21 protein-coding genes and 2 riboswitches are annotated in these 22,247 nt (G+C 69.3%); of the genes, 8 read left to right on the top strand and 13 right to left on the bottom strand.

The genetic code is table 11. From position 1 onward, the window contains the following. The first annotated feature begins 221 nt into the window (after nucleotides 1-221). Both ACIA1L_RS18180 and ACIA1L_RS18175 read left to right on the top strand, forming a co-directional pair. On the top strand, nucleotides 222-695 hold the full coding sequence (locus ACIA1L_RS18180) for a cysteine dioxygenase (RefSeq protein ID WP_396073903.1): 474 nt from the start codon (nucleotides 222-224) through the stop codon (nucleotides 693-695). Next, the gene (locus tag ACIA1L_RS18175; RefSeq protein ID WP_396073902.1) at nucleotides 692-1,090 is read left to right on the top strand and encodes a rhodanese-like domain-containing protein; all 399 of its coding nucleotides are present in this window, start codon (nucleotides 692-694) and stop codon (nucleotides 1,088-1,090) included. The genes ACIA1L_RS18180 and ACIA1L_RS18175 overlap by 4 nt, the downstream gene beginning before the upstream one ends. Before the next feature lie 54 nt (nucleotides 1,091-1,144). Here ACIA1L_RS18175 and ACIA1L_RS18170 read toward each other — a convergent pair whose 3' ends face one another. Together ACIA1L_RS18170 and ACIA1L_RS18165 are read right to left on the bottom strand one after the other, a co-directional pair. Continuing rightward, on the bottom strand, nucleotides 1,145-1,837 hold the full coding sequence (locus ACIA1L_RS18170) for an anti-sigma factor family protein (RefSeq protein WP_396073901.1): 693 nt from the start codon (nucleotides 1,835-1,837) through the stop codon (nucleotides 1,145-1,147). Next, nucleotides 1,834-2,385, bottom strand: coding sequence for a sigma-70 family RNA polymerase sigma factor (locus ACIA1L_RS18165; RefSeq protein ID WP_396073900.1), 552 nt, complete (start codon nucleotides 2,383-2,385; stop codon nucleotides 1,834-1,836). The genes ACIA1L_RS18170 and ACIA1L_RS18165 overlap by 4 nt, the downstream gene beginning before the upstream one ends. A gap of 155 nt (nucleotides 2,386-2,540) precedes the next feature. Between ACIA1L_RS18165 and ACIA1L_RS18160 the strand changes: the two genes are divergently transcribed. Then, on the top strand, nucleotides 2,541-3,287 hold the full coding sequence (locus tag ACIA1L_RS18160; RefSeq protein WP_396073898.1) for a hypothetical protein: 747 nt from the start codon (nucleotides 2,541-2,543) through the stop codon (nucleotides 3,285-3,287). A gap of 37 nt (nucleotides 3,288-3,324) precedes the next feature. On the opposite strand, the gene ACIA1L_RS18155 is transcribed toward ACIA1L_RS18160, so the two are convergent. Next, nucleotides 3,325-3,900, bottom strand: coding sequence for a hypothetical protein (locus tag ACIA1L_RS18155; RefSeq protein WP_396073897.1), 576 nt, complete (start codon nucleotides 3,898-3,900; stop codon nucleotides 3,325-3,327). Nucleotides 3,901-3,944: 44 nt separating this feature from the next. Next, nucleotides 3,945-4,295 carry a hypothetical protein gene (locus tag ACIA1L_RS18150; RefSeq protein WP_396073895.1) on the bottom strand — a complete coding sequence of 117 codons (351 nt, stop codon included), beginning with the start codon at nucleotides 4,293-4,295 and terminating at the stop codon, nucleotides 3,945-3,947. 173 nt (nucleotides 4,296-4,468) lie between these two features. Here ACIA1L_RS18150 and ACIA1L_RS18145 point away from each other — a divergent pair, with 173 nt between their 5' ends. Further along, the gene (locus ACIA1L_RS18145; protein ID WP_396073894.1) at nucleotides 4,469-6,262 is read left to right on the top strand and encodes a putative bifunctional diguanylate cyclase/phosphodiesterase; all 1,794 of its coding nucleotides are present in this window, start codon (nucleotides 4,469-4,471) and stop codon (nucleotides 6,260-6,262) included. Here ACIA1L_RS18145 and ACIA1L_RS18140 read toward each other — a convergent pair. Further along, on the bottom strand, nucleotides 6,228-6,833 hold the full coding sequence (locus ACIA1L_RS18140) for a TetR/AcrR family transcriptional regulator (protein WP_396073892.1): 606 nt from the start codon (nucleotides 6,831-6,833) through the stop codon (nucleotides 6,228-6,230). The two genes, ACIA1L_RS18145 and ACIA1L_RS18140, sit on opposite strands and share 35 nt — an antisense overlap. Before the next feature lie 187 nt (nucleotides 6,834-7,020). On the opposite strand from ACIA1L_RS18140, the gene ACIA1L_RS18135 reads away from it, so the two are divergent. Then, complete coding sequence (locus ACIA1L_RS18135) at nucleotides 7,021-7,923, top strand: ABC transporter permease (RefSeq protein WP_396073891.1); 903 nt, start codon at nucleotides 7,021-7,023, stop codon at nucleotides 7,921-7,923. Beyond that, nucleotides 7,916-8,686 carry an ABC transporter ATP-binding protein gene (locus tag ACIA1L_RS18130; protein ID WP_396073889.1) on the top strand — a complete coding sequence of 257 codons (771 nt, stop codon included), beginning with the start codon at nucleotides 7,916-7,918 and terminating at the stop codon, nucleotides 8,684-8,686. The genes ACIA1L_RS18135 and ACIA1L_RS18130 overlap by 8 nt, the downstream gene beginning before the upstream one ends. A 42-nt stretch (nucleotides 8,687-8,728) precedes the next feature. Here the strand turns inward: ACIA1L_RS18130 and ACIA1L_RS18125 are convergent, their stop codons facing one another. Continuing rightward, nucleotides 8,729-9,766, bottom strand: a complete 1,038-nt coding sequence (locus tag ACIA1L_RS18125; protein WP_396073888.1) for a coiled-coil domain-containing protein — start codon at nucleotides 9,764-9,766, stop codon at nucleotides 8,729-8,731. A gap of 3 nt (nucleotides 9,767-9,769) precedes the next feature. Beyond that, a riboswitch (cyclic di-AMP (ydaO/yuaA leader) is annotated at nucleotides 9,770-9,907 on the bottom strand. A 277-nt stretch (nucleotides 9,908-10,184) separates the two neighbouring features. Next, nucleotides 10,185-10,323: riboswitch (cyclic di-AMP (ydaO/yuaA leader) on the top strand. A gap of 4 nt (nucleotides 10,324-10,327) precedes the next feature. Between ACIA1L_RS18125 and ACIA1L_RS18120 the strand changes: the two genes are divergently transcribed. Then, entirely contained in the window at nucleotides 10,328-11,347 is a 1,020-nt protein-coding gene (locus tag ACIA1L_RS18120) for a coiled-coil domain-containing protein (RefSeq protein ID WP_396073887.1), read from the top strand. A 62-nt stretch (nucleotides 11,348-11,409) separates the two neighbouring features. On the opposite strand, the gene ACIA1L_RS18115 is transcribed toward ACIA1L_RS18120, so the two are convergent. The 7 genes from ACIA1L_RS18115 to ACIA1L_RS18085 form a co-directional block, all read right to left on the bottom strand. Continuing rightward, nucleotides 11,410-13,776, bottom strand: coding sequence for a glycoside hydrolase family 65 protein (locus ACIA1L_RS18115; RefSeq protein ID WP_396073885.1), 2,367 nt, complete (start codon nucleotides 13,774-13,776; stop codon nucleotides 11,410-11,412). 44 nt (nucleotides 13,777-13,820) lie between these two features. Continuing rightward, nucleotides 13,821-14,561, bottom strand: coding sequence for a beta-phosphoglucomutase family hydrolase (locus ACIA1L_RS18110; protein WP_396073883.1), 741 nt, complete (start codon nucleotides 14,559-14,561; stop codon nucleotides 13,821-13,823). 78 nt (nucleotides 14,562-14,639) lie between these two features. Continuing rightward, nucleotides 14,640-15,158: an ATP-binding protein gene (locus ACIA1L_RS18105; protein ID WP_396073881.1), complete on the bottom strand. Its 519-nt coding sequence runs from the start codon at nucleotides 15,156-15,158 to the stop codon at nucleotides 14,640-14,642. Between the two features lie 58 nt (nucleotides 15,159-15,216). Beyond that, complete coding sequence (locus ACIA1L_RS18100) at nucleotides 15,217-16,074, bottom strand: hypothetical protein (protein ID WP_396073880.1); 858 nt, start codon at nucleotides 16,072-16,074, stop codon at nucleotides 15,217-15,219. A 117-nt stretch (nucleotides 16,075-16,191) separates the two neighbouring features. Then, a complete protein-coding gene (locus ACIA1L_RS18095) occupies nucleotides 16,192-17,484 on the bottom strand; it encodes an ABC transporter ATP-binding protein (RefSeq protein ID WP_396073879.1) in 1,293 nt (430 codons plus the stop codon). Nucleotides 17,485-17,635: 151 nt separating this feature from the next. Next, nucleotides 17,636-19,801 carry a CDP-glycerol glycerophosphotransferase family protein gene (locus tag ACIA1L_RS18090; protein WP_396073878.1) on the bottom strand — a complete coding sequence of 722 codons (2,166 nt, stop codon included), beginning with the start codon at nucleotides 19,799-19,801 and terminating at the stop codon, nucleotides 17,636-17,638. Then, nucleotides 19,798-21,780 carry a DUF5941 domain-containing protein gene (locus ACIA1L_RS18085; protein WP_396073876.1) on the bottom strand — a complete coding sequence of 661 codons (1,983 nt, stop codon included), beginning with the start codon at nucleotides 21,778-21,780 and terminating at the stop codon, nucleotides 19,798-19,800. Before ACIA1L_RS18085 ends, ACIA1L_RS18090 begins: the two co-directional genes overlap by 4 nt. Nucleotides 21,781-22,021: 241 nt before the next feature. Between ACIA1L_RS18085 and ACIA1L_RS18080 the strand changes: the two genes are divergently transcribed. Next, nucleotides 22,022-22,204, top strand: coding sequence for a PspC domain-containing protein (locus ACIA1L_RS18080; protein WP_396073875.1), 183 nt, complete (start codon nucleotides 22,022-22,024; stop codon nucleotides 22,202-22,204). The last annotated feature ends 43 nt before the right edge of the window (nucleotides 22,205-22,247 follow it).

Genomic DNA, 22,247 nt, shown 5'->3' with positions numbered 1-22,247 from the left:
GAAAGAGGCAAACCAGCATGAGACTCTTTCGGGTAGCGCAGCGTGCAATGGGCCGGGGAAATTGCACGCCAGACCACCGTTGATCAATTTCTGGTCGCCTACCCGCGTCTCACATCGCGGAAGATCCGGCGCGGCGCGTCCACCAGGGCTCCGGTGACGCTATAGCCTATCTAACTCATAGGCTTTGTATGCGACAGAGGACCGACATCAGGGAGTAGCCCGTGACCGCCGTGGACATCCGCCTCGACCACCTCGCCATCGCCCAGCGCCTGGCCGCGCACCCGGAGTCCTGGCCGGTGACACCCCGCTTCCACGCGACCGAGCGGTGGTATCACCGGCTCGCGAGCGAGCCCGACTACGAGGTATGGCTGTTGACCTGGCTCCCCGGTCAAGGCACCGACCTGCACGACCACGGCGGCTCAGCCGGCGCATTCCACGTCTTCGCCGGCGCACTGATCGAGGAGACCGTCGCGGCAGCCGCCACCGGCACGCCCCGGGTCACCGCCCGCGAGCTCGGCACGGGCGCCGGCCGCCGGTTCGGCACCCGACACATCCACCGGATCACCAACCGCTCCACCCAACCCGCCGTCAGCATCCACGTCTACGGCCCCGCCCTCAGCACCATGACGCGATACCGCATCGGCGCCACCAGCCTGGACGTCGTCACCGTCGAACGCGCAGGAGCCCAGTGGTGACGGCGCACCAGCCACCACCCGGCTCCAAGGGCATCGACGAGCTGCTCGCGGAGGCACGGGCCCGGCTCACGCGCGTCGGTCCGCAAGAGACCCACCAGGCACTTGCCCGCGGCGCGGTGCTGATCGACATCCGCCCGGCCGCCCAGCGCGCCGAGTACGGCGACATCCCCGGCGCACTCGTCATCGAACGCAACGTCCTCGAATGGCGTCTGGACCCGCGCAGCGACGCCCGGCTGGAATTCACGCACTACGACCTCGAGGTGATCGTCACGTGCCAGGAGGGCTACACGAGCAGCCTGGCGGCGGCCGCGCTGAAGGACCTCGGCCTGCACCGGGCGACCGACCTCGACGGCGGCTTCAAGGCCTGGCAAGAAGCCGGACTGCCCACTGTGTAGCGCGCAGCCGCGTGCCGGCACCCGCGAGGAGTTCAGGTGCCGGCACGCGAAAACTCACACCGAGACGGTGGTGTACTGCTTCCCCGTCTCGGTGACCACCCGGACGGAGGCGACCTGGTCCGGCGGCACCAGCGCACTACCGTCCAGGGTCGTACCCTCGTCGGCACCGGCCTCGGAGACGACCCAGCTTCCGGCCAGGACCGACGTACCGTCCTTGGCTACGACCTCCAACCGGCACCGCTCGCCGCGAGGGATTCCGGATACCGCCGCCTTGACCCGCACCCAACCGGGCGCGGGCGCGACAGCGACCGAGATCTCCGCCTTGGTGTCCGGGTCCTGCGCCACCGCCGTCCGGGTGCCCGGCACGGACACCGGGATCGTCGGCAGTGCACGAGGCGGCGATTCCGGCGCCGTCGACCGGCCGACCAAGGCCCCACCCCCGATAGCCACCGCCATCACCACGGCCGCCGCGACGCCCACCAGAGCGGTGCGCCGCTGCCGCGTCCCGGCCGACTCCTTCCGGATCTGCCGCAGTGTGCGCTGCAACAGCAGATCCGCGTCATCCGGCGGGCCGTCCAGCAGCATCGCCTCGGGCACCGCTTCGAGCGCCATCGTCCACTCCCGCAGGGATTCCACCTCGGCCCGGCACTCGTCGCACTCGGTGAGGTGCTCCTCGACCGCGCGATTCTGTTCCGCGTCCAGCGACTTCGTCAGATAGCCGGTGAGGTCCACGTGTTCCGTCATCATGATGCAGACCGTTCCGTTCCGGCGGGGCGCAGCGTCTTCAGCTCGCGAAGCGCCCGGAGCGCATAGAAAGAACGCGACTTGACCGTTCCGGGTGGAATGCCCAGCGTCTTCGCCGCCTCTGACACCGTGCAGCCCTGCAGGTAGAGCTGCTCGAGGACCTCGCGGTGCTCGGCGGAAAGCCGGCTCAGCGCGTCCACGACAACCATCGAATTGACGACCTGTTCGGCGTGGTCGTCGTCGCCGACCACCTCGACCGGCGTCTCCCGCACCTCGGGGGCGCGGGCGTTGCGGGCGCGCACCTGATCCACGACGATGTTGCGGATCACGGTGAGCAGCCAACCGCGTACCGAGCCCTTGCCGTTGACCAGGCTGTCCGGGTGGCGCCAAGCGCGCACCAGAGCCTCCTGGACCACATCCTCCGCCGCCGCGCGATCGCGGGTCAGCTGCGTCGCGTACGCGAGCATCGCCCGGCCGTGTTCCTCGAATAACGTCCTGACCAGTGCCTCATCAGCCACCTCCCGGCGACGGTGGAGTCTCAACCCCGGCATCTCTTCCCCCCGGTGACGGCAACCACCCGCACACTCCGTTTCGTCGGTCCGACTCTCCTGACACGTACACCGCCGGGATGCGGTTCAAGAAAAGTTCCGTGAACCGGATCCGGCTCCCCTGCGTGTGGAGGACATCCGCTTCGCAAGGGGGAGAAATGAAGCGCACTACCATCGCCGTCGCGGCCCTCGCCGTGACCAGCGTTATCGGCTTGTCCGCATGTGCCCGACCGATCGACTCCGCGGCTGTCGCAGTCGCCGTCGCCGCCGAGCCCACCGCACCGCCCACCGTCGACGACACGCCGCCGGACCCCGAGCTCTCCGCAGAGCCGGAGACCGGCGGGGAGGCCGGAGTTGCCGTGGAGACACCGGCTGCACCGGCGACGCCGATTCCCGAGCCGACCGTCGCCAAGACCCAGCGGTGGGTGAAGATCTACAGCGGCCCGTCGCGCAAGGACATCGAACCACCCACCAGCATCCGTACGGGCAGCAAGACGGTCGAACTCACCGCGACCGAGAACGCGCAGATCGGCACCTACGTCACTGACGGGGCCGGGCGGACGCTCTACCGCTTCGACAAGGACAGCAACCAGCCGCCGCAGGCCACCTGCAACGGTGATTGCGCGCAGGCCTGGCCGCCGCTGCTGATCAAGTCGCCCGGCAAGATCTTCCCGGCGGGCCTGGACCCGAAGATCCTCGGGTACGTCGAGCGCGCGGACGGCACCTGCCAGGTCACGATCAACGGCTGGCCGGTCTACTACTTCGCGAAGGACACCAAGCCGGGCGACATCCTCGGCCAGGGCGTCAACGGCACCTGGTTCGCCGTGAACCCGAAGGGTGGCAAGACTCAGCCGCTGCCGGACTCGATCCAGCCCGCCCCGGAGGGCGCCGGCTCCGGCGACTGAGGCGTCCGGCATGGACTCACCATACGGACTCCGCGGGTCAGGCGGTCGGATAGACCACGGGCGAACGGCCGCTGTACGGGTGCCGCGTGCCGTCCCGTTCGTGCCCCGAGTCCGGCGCGTCCAGCCACACCACGTACGGAATCTTCGGTGTCAGCCCGCTGATCGTGGCCGTGACCGTGCACCCGCCGGTCGCGGTCACGGTCTGCCACGTGTAGGCGGGCTGGTTGCCGGAGACCAGCGGCTGCTTGACGGCGGTGATCCGGTAGGTGGAGCCGTAGGCGTTGGGCCAGGTCACGGTCAGCTTGCCGGCACCCGGGGTGACTGTGAGCGGGATGAGGACCGGGTCGACGGTCCACTCCCGTTTGCATTCCTCGGCCAGCGGCGGCGGGAACGAGACCGGCGGCAGAGCAGGCGCCCGGGTCCCGGAGTAGGTGACCTTGGGAGTCGGCGTGGGGCTACCGGCGGCGTACACCGTCCAGCCCTCGCCCGGCTCGGCCGCGGCACTCGCCGAGGTTGACGGCGTCCCCGGAGCGGAACCGAGACCGAGCGCACTGCAGCCGCCCAGAGCGAGCGGGACGGCGAGCATCGGGAGCAGCAGCTTCAGGATCCGCATGCCAGATGGTTCGGCCTGAGCGGCAGATCCGTTAGCCGCCGGCGTCACATGACCTTGAAAAGCTGGTGTCCGGCCATCTCCAGGCAGTACTCGCCCCGCTCGACCCGGGTCCGCAGGCCGGAGTCGTCGCTCAGCATCAGCCCGGCACCGTCGATCCGGTAGGTGCCCCGCGCGCCGCGGCGGCGTCCGGCGACTGCGCCCTCGAAGGACCAGTCCTCGGCCAGGAAGAGCCGCACGGTGTCGTCAGCGCTGCGCCAGTGGCCGGCGTATTCCCCGGGACGTCCGGTGGGCCGCGGGGCGGCCGTCGCGACGGCGTCCCCGGCCTCGCCCACGGAGGCGAGTGCCAGCAGGGATGCCGAGGTGAAGATGGTCGCGTCGAGGCTGTCGGTACGCATGATGCTCCGGGGGCGTGCGGGGGCGGGGGACCTCTCCCATCGGCCGCCTTGATCCGTTCTTGAGCTACCCGCCGCGCGAACCTCAAGCGGGCGTAAAGCTCAGACCGCGTCCGGCCGGGCCGATTCTTCGTGCCGACACCACCGTTATCGGCTCGCTCGAGGGAGGAGAGACCATGAAACAGCGCCGTGCTGCCGCATCTTTCCTCGCACCCGCCGTCATGCCGATCGCCGCAGGACTACTCGGCCAGGCTGCCGCCCGCATCCTGCGCAGCCGGCTCGACGCCGCCAACCTCGCGCTGCACCGCGCGGAGCTCCGCTTCCACCTGCTGACCCGCAACTCCACCGACGTCGTGACGATCACCGACGGCGGCGGAAAGTTTGCGTACGTCAGCCCGGCGGTCCACCGCGTGCTCGGTGCCGATCCCGCCGTGTTGACGGGTACGACGTTCGGCAGTCGGGTGCACCCGGAGGACTTGGCGGGTGCTGCCGCGCACCTGGCCGAGGTCGCCGCGCGCCCCGGTGCCAGTGCCACCTGCCGGCTGCGCCTGGCGCACGAGGATGGTGCGTACCGGACGCTGGAGATCATCAGCACCAACCTGCTGGACGAGCCGAGCGTGCTGGGCATCGTCAGCAACTGCCGGGACGTGACCGAGACGGTCCGGGCGCACGAGCGGCTGAGTTACGAGGCCAGTCACGACGTGCTCACCGGTCTGGCTAACCGGGCGCTGTTCGGCGCCCGGGTCGCGGACGGCGTCGCCCGAGCCGGGCACCAGCCGATCAGCATCGTGCTGGTCGACCTGGACGACTTCAAGACGGTGAACGACACCCTGGGTCACCACATCGGCGACGGCCTGCTGGTCGAGGTCGCCGAGCGCATGCTGGCCAACGTACGCCCGACCGACACCGTGGCCCGCCTCGGCGGCGACGAGTTCGCCATCCTCTTCGAGGGCCTCGGCGGCGAGGACGTCGACCGGGTGTTGGACCGGATCGCCGACGCGCTGGCCGTGCCGGTGGAGGTCGGCGGGCACCTGCTCGCCGTCCGCGCCAGCTACGGCGTGGTCGACGGCCGCGGCGGTGACGACGCCGGCGACCTGCTGCGCCAGGCCGACATCGCCATGTACGAGGCGAAGGAGCGCGGCGAGGGCGGCTTCCAGCGCTACCGGCCGGGCACCGAGGCGCCGGGCGCGGAGCGCCGCCGGATTTCGACTGCACTGACCGCGGCGCTGCAACGCAATGAGTTGGTGCTGCACTACCAGCCTGTGGTGGCGCTGCCGGAGGGCAAGCTCACCGGCGTCGAGGCGCTGGTGCGCTGGAACCACCCGGAACGTGGCCTGCTGGGACCGGGCGATTTCATTCCCGGCGCCGAGCTGACCGGCATGATCGTGCCGTTGGGCCGCTGGGTGCTGCGGGAGGCGTGCCGGCAGGCGGTGGCCTGGCTGGCGGAGTTCGGCGACCAGGCGCCCGGAACGATGTCGGTGAACGCTTCGGCGCGTCAGCTCAAGGAAGCGTCGTTCGCGGCGGAGGTCGCGGCGGTTCTGCGCGAGACCGGGCTGGATCCGGCCCGGCTGACGATCGAGATCACCGAGTCGACCGCGGTCGGCGGCGGCGCAACGCAGGAGACGCTGCGGGCGTTGCGGGCGTTGGGCGTACGGCTGTCGCTCGACGATTTCGGCACCGGGGCTTCCACGCTCAGCCTGCTGGCGAACTGCCCGGTGGACCAGATCAAGCTCGACCGGTCGTTCGCGCCGGTGCCCGGTCCGGATGCGATCGCCGGCGCGGTGCTGCAGATCGCCCAGGCGATGGGCGTCGAGGCGGTCGCGGAGGGCGTGGAAACCTCGGAACAGGCGGCGAAGCTGGGTGATCTCGGTTACGTCCGGGCGCAGGGCTTCCACTTCGCCCGGCCGATGATCCCGGAGCAGATCGCGCTGGCGATCAGCGAGCCGAGCTCCCTCGCAGCGCCGCGATGACCGCCCCGGCGAGCTGCTCCAGGTAGTCGTCGCCGATCGGGGTTCGGGCCACCGCAAGCCGCCAGTAGAGCGGGCCGACGATCAGGTCTACGGCCAGGTCAGGGTCAGTGTCGGCGGGCAGTTCACCGCGCTCGACGGCCTGCCCGACGATCTTTCCCGCGACCGCGAGCTGGTGGGTGCGCAGTGCCTTCTGCAGCGTCTCGGCGATCTTCGGATTGCGCGCCGCCTCGGCCATCAGGTCGGGCACGATCTGCGAGGCGATGCGGTGCTGGAGGGCCTTGGAGACGACGAACAGCAGCAGCTGGAGGTCGGTCGCGAAGCTTCCGGTGTCCGGCATCGGCACGCTACGCTCCGCGACACCCGAGACGATCTCGAGCACCATTTCGAGCTTGTTGCTCCAGCGGCGGTAGATTGCGGTCTTACCGACGCCGGCCCGGCGCGCGACTGCCTCGATGGAGAGCCGGCCGTAACCGACCTCGGCCAGCTCGTGCATCACGGCGTTCCGAATAGCCTTGGTGATGTCGCCGCGGAGCACCGCCGCTCCGGCGGGAACACGTTTAGCTGTCGCCACGGGGGACACTATACGCGACGACGCGACGGTTGCGTTTCGACGTACGGTCGGCTACATTTCGAGCCAACGTCGATACGATGGCGTTTCATCGCGGCAGACTGATTAGGGTGTTGCCGCTTAGTGTGTTTGCCGCGTAAGACAGCCAGGTCCCACCCCTGACGGACCGATCAGGACGGAGTGCCACCCCATGCCCGAGACGGCGGTCGCCGATGCCGACACCGGTCTGGAGTTGCGAGAGCTGGCCCGCCGGCACGGCCTAGCGGCGGCGGGCAAGCTGCCCAGCCTGCCGGCCTACGCCCGGCTGCTGTGGTCGTACCGGCACTTCATCGCGTCGTACGCCAACGCCAAGGTCACGTCGTCGCTGGGCAAGACCCGGCTCGGCATGGTGTGGCAGGTGTTGACGCCGCTGATCAACGCGGCCGTCTACTACGTGATCTTCGGGCTGGTGCTCGAACAGGCCCGGGGGATGGACAACTACAAGTTCATCCCGTACCTGTGCACCGGGGTCTTCGTCTTCCAGTTCACCCAGTCGGTGGTGCAGACGGGCATCCAGTCGATCAGCGGCAACCTCGGCCTCATCCGGGCGCTGCACTTCCCTCGGGCGAGCCTGCCACTCGCGATCACGATGGTCGAGATCCGCAACATGATCGCCTCGATCACCGTGCTGATGCTGATCGTGCTCGGCTTCCAGGAGCCGCTCACCCTCCAGTGGCTGCTGATCCTGCCGATCTTCCTGCTCCAGTCGATCTTCAACGCCGGCCTCGCCATGGCCCTGGCCCGGCTGGGCTCCAAGGCCGCCGACTTCAAGCAGCTCGTGCCGTTCATCATGCGGATCTGGCTCTACGGCTCCGCGGTGCTCTACCCGGTGAGCAAGTTCGAGGAGCTCACCGGCGGCTGGAAGCTCGCCATCGTCGAGGCCAACCCGCTGCTCGTCTACATCGAGCTGATGCGCCACGCCCTGATGGAGGACGTGAAGCTCGCCGCACCCGCCCCGGTGCTGTGGCTCGAAGCGATCGGTTGGGCACTGGTCGTGGGGCTCGGCGGCTTCGTCTACTTCTGGCGCGGAGAGAAGGGCTACGGCCGTGGCTGACCAGCGCGAACCCACCGTGGTCGTGGACGACGCCCACGTCGTCTACCGGGTGCACCAGGCTGCCGCCGCGGGCACGCACAGCCCGCTGGCCAGCTTCAAGCGGCTCGTCACCGGCACCCGGCCGGGCACGCAACGGGAGGTGCACGCAATCAAGGGCGTGAGCTTCGTCGCGTACAAGGGCGAGGCGATCGGCCTGATCGGCACCAACGGCTCCGGCAAGTCGACCCTGCTGCGGGCGATCGCCGGGCTGCTGCCGGTCGAGAAGGGTGCGATCTACGCGGCCGGCCAGCCCTCGCTGCTGGGCGTCAACGCGGCCCTGATGAACGACCTGCCCGGCGAACGCAACGTGGTGCTCGGCTGCCTGGCCATGGGCATGAGCCCGGACCAGGTGAAGGCCCAGACGCAGGAGATCATCGACTTCTCCGGCATCAACGAACGCGGCGACTTCAGCTCGCTGCCGATGCGGACGTACTCCTCCGGCATGGCCGCCCGGCTGCGCTTTTCCATCGCGGCGGCCAAGAAGCACGACGTGCTGTTGATCGATGAGGCGCTAGCCACCGGCGACGCGAAGTTCCGCAAGCGCAGCGAGCAGCGGGTGCGCGAACTGCGCGCCGAGGCAGGCACGGTCTTCCTGGTCAGCCACAGCGAGCAGTCGATCCGGGACACCTGCGAGCGGTGCATCTGGCTCGAGTCGGGCGAAATCCGCGGCGACGGCCCCACCTCGGAAGTGCTCAAGGAATACGAGGCGTACACCAAGCGGTAAGAAAAGGGCGGCCCGCGGGCCGCCCTTTCCGTCAGTCCCGCGTCAACGCATCGACAGATGCACGTGGTTGGTGTGATCGCTGCTCGGATCACCGTTGCCCCGTGTGTACGCCTGCCAGCCACTGCCCGGCAGCCAGATCTGCTTGAACCAGATCACGTACAGCACGCCCAGCCGATCGGCGTTGTTGACGAAGTACGTCGCCAGACTGTCGCCGTAGCTGCGGCTCTTGCCGGTGGCGACGCCGCCGAAGCCCTTCTCGTCCGCGGCGAAGTCGCAAGCCTTGCCGCGCGGATGCTCACCGCCGTCCTCCTCGGGGCGGTAGCACGACACGAAATGGGTGAAGCCGTCTTTTTTCGCCTCGTTCATGGCGTGCAGGGTGCGGGGCGAGATGCACCCGTTTGTCGTGGGGTCGTCCACGCTGCATCCCTCATCCGGCAGCCCACCGTTGGCGGTCCGCTGCACAGCGCCGGCCTCGGCACTGCTGCCGCTGAATCCACCGGTGCCACCGGCCGGCGCACCGACCGCCGCCAGCGCGTCCTGGGCCTGCTTCTTGCGCTTGGCCATGACGGTGACCTGCTTCTGCTGGTCGCCGATTTCCTGGCCGATCGCGACCTTGGCCTGCTCCTGCTTGGTGCGGGTGTCGGTCAGGTCCCGGATCGTGTGTTCCTGCTTGATCGCGACGGTCTCGAGTGTCGAGACGCGGTCCAGCATGCCGCCCGGAGTGCCAGCCGACAGCAGGGCGCTCATCGGTCCCAGCCGGCCGGTCCGGTACGACTGCCGGACGACGTCGTTGAGCGCGACTTTCTTGGGGCCGAGTTCGGCGTCGAGCTGTTTGAGGCTCGCGGTCAGCGCGGCCTCACGCTTCTTCGACTGGGCCAGCTTCTCCTTTGCTTCGACGAAGCCCTTGGAGGCGTCCTCGAGCTTGGTGCGCAGGGACTTGGAGCCACCTTCACTGCCCGGTGCGGCGAGCGGCGGGGGCGCGGCGGTGGCCGCGCCGGGGGCGGCGAGCGCCAGCCCCGAGGTGGCGACGAGGACCGCGAGCACGGTCGCCAATCGTCGCCGGAGCGGGTCGTGCCTCACGTACTTTCCTTCCGTCGGCCGCCGACCGGGTTAGCTGACGGGTTCGGGACGGAAGCGATCCCTACCGCTGCACGCAGCGGATTCACCCCATTACGTAGTGGGTCCCCGGCTCGCCTTTCGGCGATTAAGCGGCGGCTCCGTGATGGAACCGTGACGAAGACTACCCACGCTTTGTCAATATTGACAGGTGTCGCACCAAGCGCATTTATCCGACCACGGACGGTAAGAATGCGAGCGAGAGTGCAACGACTCACATTGATCTCGTGACACGGGCTTGACCAGCGGCAACCCATCGAGAAGTGACGCAAAGTCGTTGCGCGGTAACGCTTTTCCCGACCGCTCGGGCACTGATTCGAGGGCCGTCGTCAGGTAAGCTTTCCGCCGGTCACTGCCCGGAAGGCACTGCCCCCAAGGTGCCGGCCGACCACCGCTTAATCGCCGAAAGGCGAGCCGGGGACCCATCGCACCATGGGGTGAATCCGCCGAACCCGCGCGGTAGGGATCGCTTCCGTCCCGAACCCGTCAGCTAACCCGGTAGGCGGCAACACGGAAGGAAACTGCATGACGGCAAGACCCCGCCGGTGGCTGACGCTGGCCCTGGCACCACTCGTCGCGATCACCATGATCGTGACCCCGGCCGCCCCCGCGGCCGCGGCGCCCGGCGGTGGAAGCACGGCGACCCCGGACGACGGCGACGACAACCCGCTGCTCAACGACGTGCTCGACAGCACCGGCCGGCGCTTTCTGGCCGCCAAGGCCGCGGTCGAGAAATCGACCAAGGCCCAGGCCAACCTGGCCGTTCAGGTGAAGAACGCGGAAACTCAACGGGACAAACTGCGGCCCCAGGTGGGCGCCATCGCGTCCCAGCAATACCGCACCGGCGGCCTGTCGACACTGGGCTTCCTGCTCAACACCCGCACGCCCGGCGGATTCCTGGAGAAGGCGGTCTCGCTCGAGGAGATCAACGCTCTCAACGACGGCAAGCTCCGCCAGCTCACCGCCGCGATCAACCAGGTGGCTACCGCCAAGGCCCGCCTGGACCAGGAACTCAAAGCGCAGCAACAGAACCTGCAGGCGATGAAGAAGCAGAAAGAGTCCGCCGAGAAGGCCCTCAACCTGGTCGGCGGCGAACAGGTCACCGGCGGATTCGTGACCGCCGAGTCCAAGGTGGCCGCGGCTGCGCCGCGCAACGGGGACAACGAGTTCGCCCCCGAGGGCTGCAACGTCGACGATCAAACGACGGGCGGCTGCGTCACTGCCCGGACCATGCACATGTTCAAGGAAGTCAAGAAGGCCGGTTTCGGCCGTTTCGTCGGCTGTTTCCGCCCCGGCGGGCCGTTCGAACACCCCAAGGGCAGAGCCTGCGACTGGTCCCTGCAGAAGAGCGGATTCTCACCCTGGCACAACAGGGACACCCGCGAGTACGGCAACAACCTCATGGCGTTCCTCGTCCGCAACGCCGACCGATTAGGCGTCCTCTACGTCATCTGGAACAAGATGGTGTGGTTCCCGGCCACCGGATGGAGTTCCTATTCCGGCGACAGTGACCATACGGACCACGTACACGTCTCGATGCTGTAGCGAAAGCCCCCGCCTCCCTGGTCTGCACCGGGGAAGCGGGGGCTTCGTCGTGTGTGCCGTAGCTACTTGTTGTTCGCGCGGCGCACCGGCGCCCGACCGGCGGGCTGAGTCGGGGCCGGACCGGTCGGCGCAGCCGGCGGGATCGCCAGCACCACCGGCTTGACCTGGGTAACCGTGACTTCCTTGCCGTGGTGCAGCAGCTCCAGCCGGGCCGAGCCGCCGCCGTTGCGCAGCGAGTAGGTCACCTCTTCTGGCGAGACCTCGACCCGGACCCGCAGCCCCCGCCACAGCAGCGAGAACTCCAGGCTGTTGATCCGGTTTGGCAGCCGCGGCGAGAAGGACAGCTGGCCGTTGTAGTCGCGCATGCCGCCCAGCCCGGCGACCAGGGCGATCCACGAGCCGGCCAACGACGCCACGTGCACGCCGTCCCGCGCATTCTGGTGCAGGTCGTGCAGGTCCATCAGGGCCGCTTCGCCAAGATAGTCGTGCGCCAACTCCAGGTGGCCCACCTCGGCGGCCAACACCGCCTGAATACACGCCGACAACGACGAGTCACGTACGGTCCGCGCCTCGTAGTAGGCGAAGTTGCGGGCCTTCTCCTCCGGGGTGAAGGCGTCACCGCGCACGTACATCGCCATCACCAGGTCGGCCTGCTTGACCACCTGCTTGCGGTAGAGGTCGAAGTACGGGTAGTTCAGCAGCAGCGGGTACGCCTCCGGCGGAGTGTTCTCGAAGTCCCACTCCGCCAGCCGGGTGAAGCCCTCCGACTGCTGGTGCACCCCCAGCTCCCGGTCGTACGGGATGTGCACGGCGGCCGCCGCATCCCGCCAGGACGCCGACTCCTCGTCGTTGACGCCCAGCTTGCGGGCCAGGTCGGGATGCCGCTGGGCCGCATCCGCCGCGGCGAGCAGATTCTGCTGCGCCATCAGGTTGGTGTAGACGTTGTCGTCCACCACCGCGGTGTACTCGTCCGGGCCGGTCACACCGTCGATGTGGAAGCGGCCGTGCCGGTCGTGGTGCCCCAGTGAGCGCCACAGCCGGGCCGTCTCCACCAGCAGTTCGAGGCCGACCTCCCGCTCGAAATCGAGGTCGTTGGTGGCTGACACGTAACGGCGCACGGCGTCGGCGATGTCGGCGCCGATGTGGAAGCCCGCCGTGCCGGCCGGCCAGTACGCCGAGCACTCCTGGCCGCGGATGGTGCGCCACGGGAACGCCGCGCCCTGCAGCCCGAGCGTCTGCGCCCGTTCCTTGGCGAGGTCCAGCGTCGAGTGCCGCCAGCGCAGCACGTCCGCTGCGGCCGACGGCTGGGTGTACGTCAGCGCGGGCAGCACGAACGTCTCGGCGTCCCAGAACGTGTGGCCGTCGTAGCCGGGACCGGACAGACCCTTGGAGCCGATCGGGCGCTTCTCGGCCCGGGCACCGGCCTGCAGGGTGTGGAAGAGGCCGAAGCGGACCGCCTGCTGCACCTCGGGGTCGCCCTCGACGCGTACGTCGGAGTGGTCCCAGAACTCGTCGAGGAACTCGCGCTGGGCCTCGATCAGGCCTTCCCAGCCGTCCAGCCGGGCGCTGGCGAGCGCGGCGCCGACCTGGTCCCGGACCGCCGGCAGGGAGCGGTTGCTGGACCACCCGTACGCAGCCAGTTTCACGACCCGTAGCTTCTGGCCCGGCTCGAGCTTGCAGGCGACGGTGGTCCGCAACCAGTCGGGGTGTCCCTCGGTGGTGACGGCGTGCTTGCCGGGCGCGTTGACGAGGTGTTCCATCGCCGCGGCCATCCGCAGGTCGCTGGCCTTGGTGCGGTGCACGAGCAGGCCGCCGGTGCGCTGCTCGAGCATCTCCTCGGCCTGCAGCGGGTGGTCCAGCACCGCGGCGACGCGCGGGTCCTTGCTGGTCGGCGGGAGTTGCTCGTTGGCGACCAGCTCGGACTGCAGGATCAGCCGCGCGGTGGAGTTGATCGGCTCGACCTCGTAGAGGAAGGCGACGACCGACCGCTGGGTGAAGGACACCATGCGGACGGTGCGCACCCGGATCTCCTGGCCGGACGGGGAGACCCATTCGACGACCCGTTCCAGGGTGCCGGCGCGCAGGTCGAGGGTGCGTTCGTGGGAGCGCAGCTCGCCGTACCGGACGTCGAACGGCTCGTCGTCGACGAGCAGGCGCATGAGCTTGGCGTTGGTGACGTTGACCATCGTCTGGCCGGATTCGGGGAACCCGTAGCCCGCCTCGGCGTACGGCAGCGGCCGCAGCTCGTAGAACGAGTTGAGGTAGGTCCCGGGCAGGCCGTGCGGCTCGCCCTCGTCCAGGTTCCCGCGGATGCCGATGTGGCCGTTGGACAGGGCGAATACCGACTCGGACTGAGCCATGAGCTCCAGGTCCAGCCGGGTCTCCCGGATGTGCCAGGGATCGACGGGGTAGGCCCGTTCACGGATCACGGTGGTGCCTCTCGCAACTGAGAAGAGAAGAAGTCAGATGGGATCTACCGGGTGAGGAGCTCGGCGAGGTCCTGGACCACGATGTCCGCGCCGTGCTCGCGCAGCGCGTCGGCCTGACCGACCCGGTCCACGCCGACTACGATGCCGAAGCCGCCGGCCTTGCCGGCCGCGACGCCGGCGAGGGCGTCCTCGAAGACCGCACAGTTCTCCGGGGGTACGCCGAGCAGCTTCGCGCCGAGGAGGAAGGTGTCCGGCGCGGGCTTACCGGGCAAGTTTTCCGTACGCGCGGTGACGCCGTCCACCCGTACCTCGAGATAGCCGTCGATCTTGGCGGCTTCGAGGACGTCCTTGCAGTTGGCGCTCGCCGACACGACCGCCCGGCGCAGACCTGCCGTTTCGGCGGCGCGCAGGTAGTCCACCGAGCCGGGGTAGACCTGCACGGCTCCCTCTTGAATTTTTTGCAAAACCAGCAGGTTCTTGCGGTTGCCGATGCCGTTGACGGTCTCCTCGTCGGGACCGTCGGTGGGCTGTCCCTCGGGCAGGGTGATGCCCCGCGAGGCGAGGAAGGTGCGGACGCCGTCGGCCCGTTGTCGCCCGTCGACATAAAGGTGGTAGTCGGGGCCGGGGTCGAACGGCACGAAGGGCTGCCCGGTCTGGGCCGCCCACCTCTGTAGATAGGCGTCGAAGGTCGACTTCCACGCCGCGTTGTGCACGAGTGCGGTCTGGGTCAGCACGCCGTCAAGATCGAAAAGGCATGCCGTCACATGAGGAGGTAGTCCGAGCACCGGCCTAATGTAGTCGCCTCGGCTGTTGAACACGCTTGAATGCGGATGACGACATTTCCACGGCGTTTCATGCCGGGTTCAACCGGTGGCTGCTAGCCCGTCCAGCAGGTCAGCCCCGGTGGCATGCCGAGGAAGATCGATTCGCAGCCCCAGTGTGGTCCCGATCGGACCGGTCGCCATGGTGACCTCGTCGCACAGCTGGTACGCCAACCAGATGCCCCGACCGCCGTCAGCGAACCCACCGGGCACCGCGGGTGGGCGCCGAAACTGCTCAGGGATGCCGGGGCCCCGGTCGGTGACTGTGCACCAGACTGCCGTCGCCGTGCGGGTCAGCCGGAGCCGCCCACTGCCGCCGGCGTGCAGCACCACATTGGTGATCACCTCGTTGACGGCGAGCACGAAGCCGTCCAGCCGGTCGCCCAGCAGCCCGGACGCGAGCCGCTGGGTGACCTCGTGGCGGAGCACGGTGATGTCTTCGGGGCCGAAAACCCGGTCGAGCAGGTCACCGCCACCGATTTTTGCCTGCGGCGACGGAGCGTCCGACGACTCCCTGCTCGGAGCCGGACGCAGCACTTCTCGGCCGACAGTTTCCTCCACCGCCGAGCAGCCTACGCTGTGTGCCGCCGCCATAACAGACGTCGTAACCGGGATTTGATCAGAACAGGTGGGACAGCGTGCGCAGGATCTCGGCGTAGAAGTTGCCGTCGATCTCCCGGTACAGGCTGAACTTCATGCCCGGGCTGCCGAAGAACGGCCGCAGCGTCCACGCGAGCTGGGTGCCGACGAAGCCGAACAGCATGATCCACACGTACAGCAGGGTCATGCTCGGGGGTGCGGGCTGCCGGAGCGGCAGCTGAGCGGGCCGTAGCTGGGCGGGCGCGAGCGGGTGGCCGGCCGTCATGGCAGGAGCCGGGGCGAGGGCCGTTCCGTTGGCCGGGGCGCCGGCGGTGACCAGTGCCGGGGCTGGGGCCGGGGCCGCCGCGACCGGAGCCGGGTCTTCCTTCTTTTCGGGCGACAGCAGGCCGTTCTCGTTGAGCACCCGCATGCCCCCGGTGAGGAAGCGCAGGCCGACCAGCGCCGACAGCGCCAGGATCACCACGTTCAGCAGCTTGAAGAAGCCGTAGTCCGGCGCGGTGATCAGGAAGAACAGGGCGATCGGCGCGAACGCCAGCGCCAGCATGGCGGTCACGGTCAGCGCCACCATCACCAGGGCGAGCGACTGGCGTACGGACAGCCGCGCCCCGAAGACCAGGTTGAACAGGTACAGCGTGGGCAGGCAGATAGCCAGCGTGACCAGGAACAACAGCGGCAGTTTCACCGCGGAGGTCAGCGCCATCAGCACACTGTGGAACGAGCCCAGCACCGCGCCGTAACAGGCGAGGGCGATCACCGAGCTCAGCAGCATCTGGCCGGTGAGCTTGGCGAGGGATCGGTCCTCAACGACTTGCTGCCAGATCCCTTGCCTATCCCGCAGGATCCGTTCGATCACCAGCAGCCCGGATGCGTTCGCCATGATCGTCACCCCTTCGAAAGATGACGTCGATACGCCTTCGCACCGACGTGCGGCGAACGATACGGCACCGTGTCAACGACACTGGATCGTCTCAACGCAATGGGCGGATTGTCGGTTCTAGCGCCAACCGACATCGATGCGATCGCCGCGCTCATCAAAGAAATGCAGAGCCGCCATCCGTACGCCCACAGCCAGCGGATACCCCGGCGCCACCGCCGGATAGGGCGCAAGCCGCACCGCCACCTCCGCAGGCCGCCGAAGGTGCCGCCCGGGATCGCCCAACACCGAGGTCTTGCCCGGCCGCACGGGCTCCGGTCGGGCCCGGCCGGACATCCGGCGCAAGGCACCCTCGACCCGGCGCAGCGGCCCAGCCGCCGGCTCCGCCGCCCCGGCATCTCGACCGAGGTCGTCCACCAGCACCGCGGTGGCACCGATGTCGAGAAAGGCCAGCGACTCGTGTCCGTGGTGCTCGAGATAGCGAATCCGCCCGCGCAGCACATCACCTGGAGTTTCCGGGGCAACCGGGGTGAACGCCTCAGCCCGGGCACCCACGACGATCCGCTCACCGTGATAGCGCGCGATCGCCCGAGCCCGCAGGTCGGTCCAGGGCAGGTGCAAAACCTGATCGCCGAGATCCAGGACGACATGCCGGTCGAGGTGGACGTACACCGACGCTTCGAGCAGGTTCATCCGGGGCGAGCCGAGGAACGCCGCGACGTAGAGGGTGGCCGGGCGACCGTACACCTCGGTCGGGGTGCCGACGTCCTGGAGCACGCCGCCGCGCAGGATAGCGACCCGGTCGGCCATGGTCAGCGCCTCAGCCTGGTCATGCGTGACATACATGGTGGTGACGCCCAGCTCGCGAGTCATGCCGGTGATCTCGGCGCGCAGCTCCGCACGCAGACCACTGTCGAGATTCGACAAGGGCTCATCCATCAGGAAAAGCCCCGGGCGACGCACGATGGCCCGACCCATCGCCACCCGCTGCCGCTGCCCACCGGACAGCTGGGCGGGCTTGCGGCTCAACACATCACCGATGCCCAAGGCTGCGGCTACGGCGCCGATCCGCTCACCGCGGCCCTCCCGGTCCACACCGGAGAGTTTGAGCGGAAAGTCGAGGTTGCCGCCGACGGTCATGTGCGGATAGAGCGCGAAATCCTGAAAGACCATGGCGATCTGCCGGTCGCGCGGCGCCAGCTCGGTCACCGGCTCGCCGTTCAGCAGGATCGTGCCGTCCGTCGGATCCTCCAGGCCGGCGATCATGCGCAGCACCGTGGACTTGCCGCAGCCCGACGGACCCAGCAGCACCAGAAACTCGCCCTCGCGCACCGCCAGATCGAGCCGATCGACCGCCACCGTGCCATCCGGCCAGACCTTCGTGACGTCCTCGAGCGCGACGGTCACAGCCATGACCGACTGCACCGCAGCGAAGCAAGGGCCAGGAGGGCTGGCCCAGCCGACTCAGACACCGTCCACCTCCTGCAAGCTGACCTGCGACGATGGCCCAGCTTCCCGAGAGGCATCGATGGCCGCCATCGGGTGAACGGCTAGTAGCGGCCGGTCACTCGCCCAGCAGCACCCGGCGTACCACCCGCTCGGCGGCCTTGCCGTCGTCCAGATAGCAGAACCGCTCCCGGAACCGCCTGCGCTGCTCAGTCGCCGCTGCGCTCGCATAACGCCGGTCAGCGAAGAGCTTGACCAGCTCGGCGAAGGTCGTCTCCACCTGCCCCGGCGGCAACGCCATCAGGTCGAAGTAGACCCCGCGCAGTTCGGAGTACGCCGCCCAGTCCGGCGCATAGATCACCAGCGGCCGATCCAGCACCGCAAAGTCGAACATGGCTGACGAGTAGTCGGTCATCAGCACGTCCGCCGCCAGATACAGGTCCTCCACCACCGGGTACGCCGACACGTCCACGACCCGCCCCCGCCGTCGCTTCGGCTGCTGGTCGGCGGTAACGGCGAAGTAATGCGCGCGGACGAGCAGCACGGTGTCGGACCCGAGCGTGTCCGCGAACGCATCCACGTCCAGCACCTGCCGGCCCAGCGGCAACCACTCGCGATAGGTGGGCGTGTAGAGCACCACCCGCTCGTGTGGCTCGATCCCGAGCTCGCGCCGAGCCTGCGCGGAGTCCGCCGCCGTCGCGTTGGCTAGCCGGTCGTTGCGGGGGTAGCCGACCTCGAGGGTTTCGTGCCCGCACGGGTACGCGCGCTCCCAGGCGATCGTCGTGTGCGCATTGGCGCTGACACTGAAATCCCAGCGGTCCGCCCGGCGCATCTGCGCGGGAAAATCCGCGTCGAGTGCCGCCGCAGGGTGATCCGCCTGGTCCATGCCCATCATCTTCAGCGGCGTGCCATGGTGCGTCATGACGTGCGTGGAGCCCGCTCGCTTACGCACCCAGTTCGGCCAGTTGACGTTGTTGATCAGCCAACCCGCCCGAGCCAGCGCCCGGAAGTACGCCGGGGTTCCCGCGATCACATAGTCCGTGCCCGGCGGCACAGCCCGCTCCCTGCCCCGGCCGATCACCCACACCGTCCGGACGTCCGGGGCCAGCTCGGCCGCCTTGCTGGCGATCGCGGCCGGGTTGCAGGCCACACCGCGATACCAGTACGCGGCGTACAGGGCCAGCTTCCGGTCCACCGGCAGGTGCAGCTCCAGCCGGTAGTACGCCCGGTACGCGGCCTGCCGTACCCGGGAAGCGATCCTCCTGGCCTGCACCACCGGCCGGCGCCGCAGCCGATCGGCGGCCCGGGCCAGCACAATGGCCTGCTCGAACGCGCGGTACGACACGAACGAGCCGCGGGCCACCAACCGGTGCCGCAGCCCCATTGCCCGCTTCGGCGGCCGGTAGCCGACGACGGGGCGGTACCGGTGGAAATCCTGCGTGATCCGGTCGAAGAACCGCCGCCGCGACGCCTTCGGCACCCGCTGGGCGTTGCGCAGCACCACGAAGTAGTGCCACATCATCCGCCGGAACAGCACCGGCCGCAGCGCCTCGGCCCGCTCCGGGTCCCGTTCCACCAGCGCCATCGCCTGCGCCCAGTGGTCGAAGACCTCGAAATGCCGGTCCCCCACCGTACGGGTGATCGCCCCGGTCCGCCGCTGCCGGTAGTGCACGCAGACCCGCCGCAGCAGACTGATCCGCGGCGCCGCGGCGAGCAGCGGGAACGTGAAGGAGACGTCCTCGTACCAGCCGGTGGCGAAGCGCAGCTCCAGCTGGAGCAGCAACTCGCGGCGGACCACCTTGTTCCAGGCGACGTGCAACACGTTCATGATCCGCGGCCATTCGGCGGCGGTGAAGACCCGCGGCGTCTTCGCGGGCAGACCACCGTCGCCCGGGAGCTCCACCCGACCGTCCCAGTGCACCCGGTCGTAGCCGACCAGCAGCACGTCGGCGGCGGTCTCGGCGAGCCGGTCGACGACGGCGGTCAGGGCGCCCTGGGCCAACCAGTCGTCACTGTCGAGGAACCACACGTACTCGCCCACCGCGTGTTCGAGGCCCACGTTGCGGGCCTGGCCCAATCCCGCGTTCTCGGCCAACGTGACGACCCGGACGCGTGGGTCGCGGGCGGCGTACTCGGCGAGGATCGCGCCGCTGTGGTCCGGCGAGCAGTCGTCGACGGCGACGATCTCGAAGTCGGTGTAGACCTGCTCAAGCAGTGAGTCGAGGCATTGCCGCAGGTAGCCCTGCACCTTGTGGACCGGCAGCACCACGCTGAGCAGCGTCATCGCTTCGCCGCCAACCGCCGGTCACGGAGCGCCCCCGCGATGAACTGGCCGGTGAGAACAACGGCGACCAGCAGCTCACCGGCGACTGCGGCACCCGACATGGCGCAGACCACCAGCACCGTGACCCGGCCGTCCCAGCCGAGCAGGGCAAGCTTCGCGGAGGTGCCGGGCGCGCCTTTCTCCATCCGGGCCGTGAGGTCGTAGTGGTGCAGAGCCAGCGCGAAAAGCAGCGCGTACAGCACGGGGGGCGGCACCGCGCAGATCATGGCGATCGCCACGACCAGCAGATACTCCGCCGCGCGCAGCCCGGCGGGCACCAGCCAGTCGAGCGGGCCGTCGTGCCGCGACCGCGCGGACAGCCCGGCTCCGAGCACTAGCACCGCGACCACCAGCAGCGCGGTCGACGCCTCGCCGGCCCGGACCAGTTCGACGTGCGTGGGCACGTCCCACCAGAAACCCCAGGTCGTGCCGCGCGGCACCCAGCCGGCGGCCACGGCGCCGATCAGCACCAAAGGTGCCAACGCCGCGACACCCGCCCACAGCAGCGGCTGCGCCAGGTCTGCCGCACTCACTGTGCCGCGGACCATCCGACCGTCGTCCCGGTGCCGCGTGGTGTCGACCGTCGCCAGCACCCCCACGCGCATCGACAGCGACCGCAGCGACCGCAACGCCAAGGTGTACGCCGCCGCGAGCAGCCCCCAGCCCACGACCGCGATCAGCGCCACCCGACCGTTCGTCAGAGCCGCCAGAATCGCGATCAGTGCCCAGCGCTCGCCGATCGGAAAGACCACGATCCGCTTCAGCCAGTACGCGGCCGACCCGGTGTCCGCCTGCACCTTGTTCGAGGCGCGGCTGAGCCGGGCACCCACCCCACCTCCGGCGTCAGCGTTGCCCGCGCTGCCGACTGCCTGCCGGGCGGACGCCTCGTCGTGCAGGGCGCCGTACCAGGTGTCGGTCATGTGCCGAACGGTTTGCAGCACGATGGCGGTGATGGCGAGCGGCCACGCGTACGGCAGACCCATCCGTTCAGCGCCGGCGGCCAGCCCGGCATAGACGGCGTATTCCTTGGCCCGGTCGGCCATCGTGTCCAGCCAGCCGCCGAACGCCCCGAACTGCCGGGTGTAGCGAGCGAGTTGGCCGTCCACGCAGTCGAGCACGAAGCCGAGGTAGAGCAGCACGGCGCCGGCCACGAGCGCGGGCCGCGACGCCTCCCAGAAGGCCAGCGCGGCGGCCACGGCGAACAGCACCGACACGGCCGTCACGCCACTCGGTGTCAGGCCCAGTCGGGCGCAGAGCTTCGTGACCAGCGGCGACCAGGTGCTGACCGCGTACGTGGTGAAGAAGTCGTCTTTCTCTTTGACCGCGAGTCGCAGCAGCGCCTTGTCCTCGTCGACGGCCGCGACTGCCGCCTGGGCGGCGCGCAGCTCGGCGTCGGTGCGCACGCGGGCGGCGTGCAGCAGTCGCACCCGGGTGGCGATCGGCACCAATCCGGCTTCGAGCAGCGCGGGCAGCAGGATGTCCAGCGCGTTTCCAGCCGTCCTCCCCGCGACGGCCGCCTTCTCCGCAACAGCGGCGAGGAGAGCTAGGTCACCGGGGGCGATGCAGAGGGCACCGGCGAAGCGAGTGGGCCCGTCGGCGGCCGGGACCAGCCGACCCCGATCCTCCCTGAGATCGCCTCCGGCGCCACTCTCCGTGGCGACGACGAGGGCGGTGCTGCGCCCGGCCGGCTCGGTGGCGAGGGTCCACAGCAGACTCGGATGCGCGACAAGATCATCGGCACAGAGCAGCACGGGCGCACGCGCCCCGGCGGCGATCCGGCTGATCTCCCGGAGCTGCCCGGGCAGGTCGGCACCGGCCACGGCCTCGACGACCGGAGCACCGGCCGCGATCAGCCCGGCGGTCAGCTCTTCGGCGAGCCGGGCCGCGGCGGCCGGGTCGAGAGCCTCGCCGGTGCTGCCGCACAACACGGCGAGCGTCACCGCGGCATCCCTCCCACCAGAACCGCCCGATCGCAGAGAGTAGGGGCGGAATTCGCCCCGATGTTAACAGCGGAGCGGCCCAGGGTACGGGGAGCCCTTACGGGAACGAGGGCCGTCGTCTCCCCCTGCGGACCGAGGGCGGAGCTGCGCGGCGCACCTACCGTGGATTGCAGGTCGGGCACTTTCGCCCGGCCGACCGGTCGGGCCCCTCGCCCGGCCGACAGTTGAAGGAGTGGATGACATGGCCCGCCGTCTGGCCCGCCCTCGCGACGACCGTTGGATCGCCGGTGTGTGCTCCGGCCTCGCCCGCCGCTTCGGCATCGGGTCGGGGACGATGCGCCTGATCTTCGTGGTCTCCTGCCTGCTGCCCGGCCCGCAGTTCCTGATCTACCTGATCCTCTGGGCACTGCTGCCCAACGAGTGACCGCATGACGAAGGCCGGCGTCCCGTGCGGGGCGCCGGCCTTT

This window comes from Actinoplanes sp. NPDC051859 (assembly GCF_044452725.1).
Classification (GTDB): Bacteria; Actinomycetota; Actinomycetes; order Mycobacteriales; family Micromonosporaceae; genus Actinoplanes.
This window is presented reverse-complemented; position numbering and strand designations above follow the sequence as displayed.

Bases quoted from the DNA above. Each gene is read 5' to 3' on its own strand.
- ACIA1L_RS18160 (WP_396073898.1), top strand. From the start codon at position 2,541: ATGAAGCGCACTACCATCGCCGTCGCGGCCCTCGCCGTGACCAGCGTT.
- ACIA1L_RS18165 (WP_396073900.1), bottom strand. From the start codon at position 2,385: ATGCCGGGGTTGAGACTCCACCGTCGCCGGGAGGTGGCTGATGAGGCA.
- ACIA1L_RS18080 (WP_396073875.1), top strand. From the start codon at position 22,022: ATGGCCCGCCGTCTGGCCCGCCCTCGCGACGACCGTTGGATCGCCGGT.
- ACIA1L_RS18155 (WP_396073897.1), bottom strand. From the start codon at position 3,900: ATGCGGATCCTGAAGCTGCTGCTCCCGATGCTCGCCGTCCCGCTCGCT.
- ACIA1L_RS18120 (WP_396073887.1), top strand. From the start codon at position 10,328: ATGACGGCAAGACCCCGCCGGTGGCTGACGCTGGCCCTGGCACCACTC.
- ACIA1L_RS18090 (WP_396073878.1), bottom strand. From the start codon at position 19,801: ATGACGCTGCTCAGCGTGGTGCTGCCGGTCCACAAGGTGCAGGGCTAC.
- ACIA1L_RS18135 (WP_396073891.1), top strand. From the start codon at position 7,021: ATGCCCGAGACGGCGGTCGCCGATGCCGACACCGGTCTGGAGTTGCGA.
- ACIA1L_RS18150 (WP_396073895.1), bottom strand. From the start codon at position 4,295: ATGCGTACCGACAGCCTCGACGCGACCATCTTCACCTCGGCATCCCTG.
- ACIA1L_RS18170 (WP_396073901.1), bottom strand. From the start codon at position 1,837: ATGATGACGGAACACGTGGACCTCACCGGCTATCTGACGAAGTCGCTG.
- ACIA1L_RS18145 (WP_396073894.1), top strand. From the start codon at position 4,469: ATGAAACAGCGCCGTGCTGCCGCATCTTTCCTCGCACCCGCCGTCATG.
- ACIA1L_RS18100 (WP_396073880.1), bottom strand. From the start codon at position 16,074: ATGGCGAACGCATCCGGGCTGCTGGTGATCGAACGGATCCTGCGGGAT.
- ACIA1L_RS18095 (WP_396073879.1), bottom strand. From the start codon at position 17,484: ATGGCTGTGACCGTCGCGCTCGAGGACGTCACGAAGGTCTGGCCGGAT.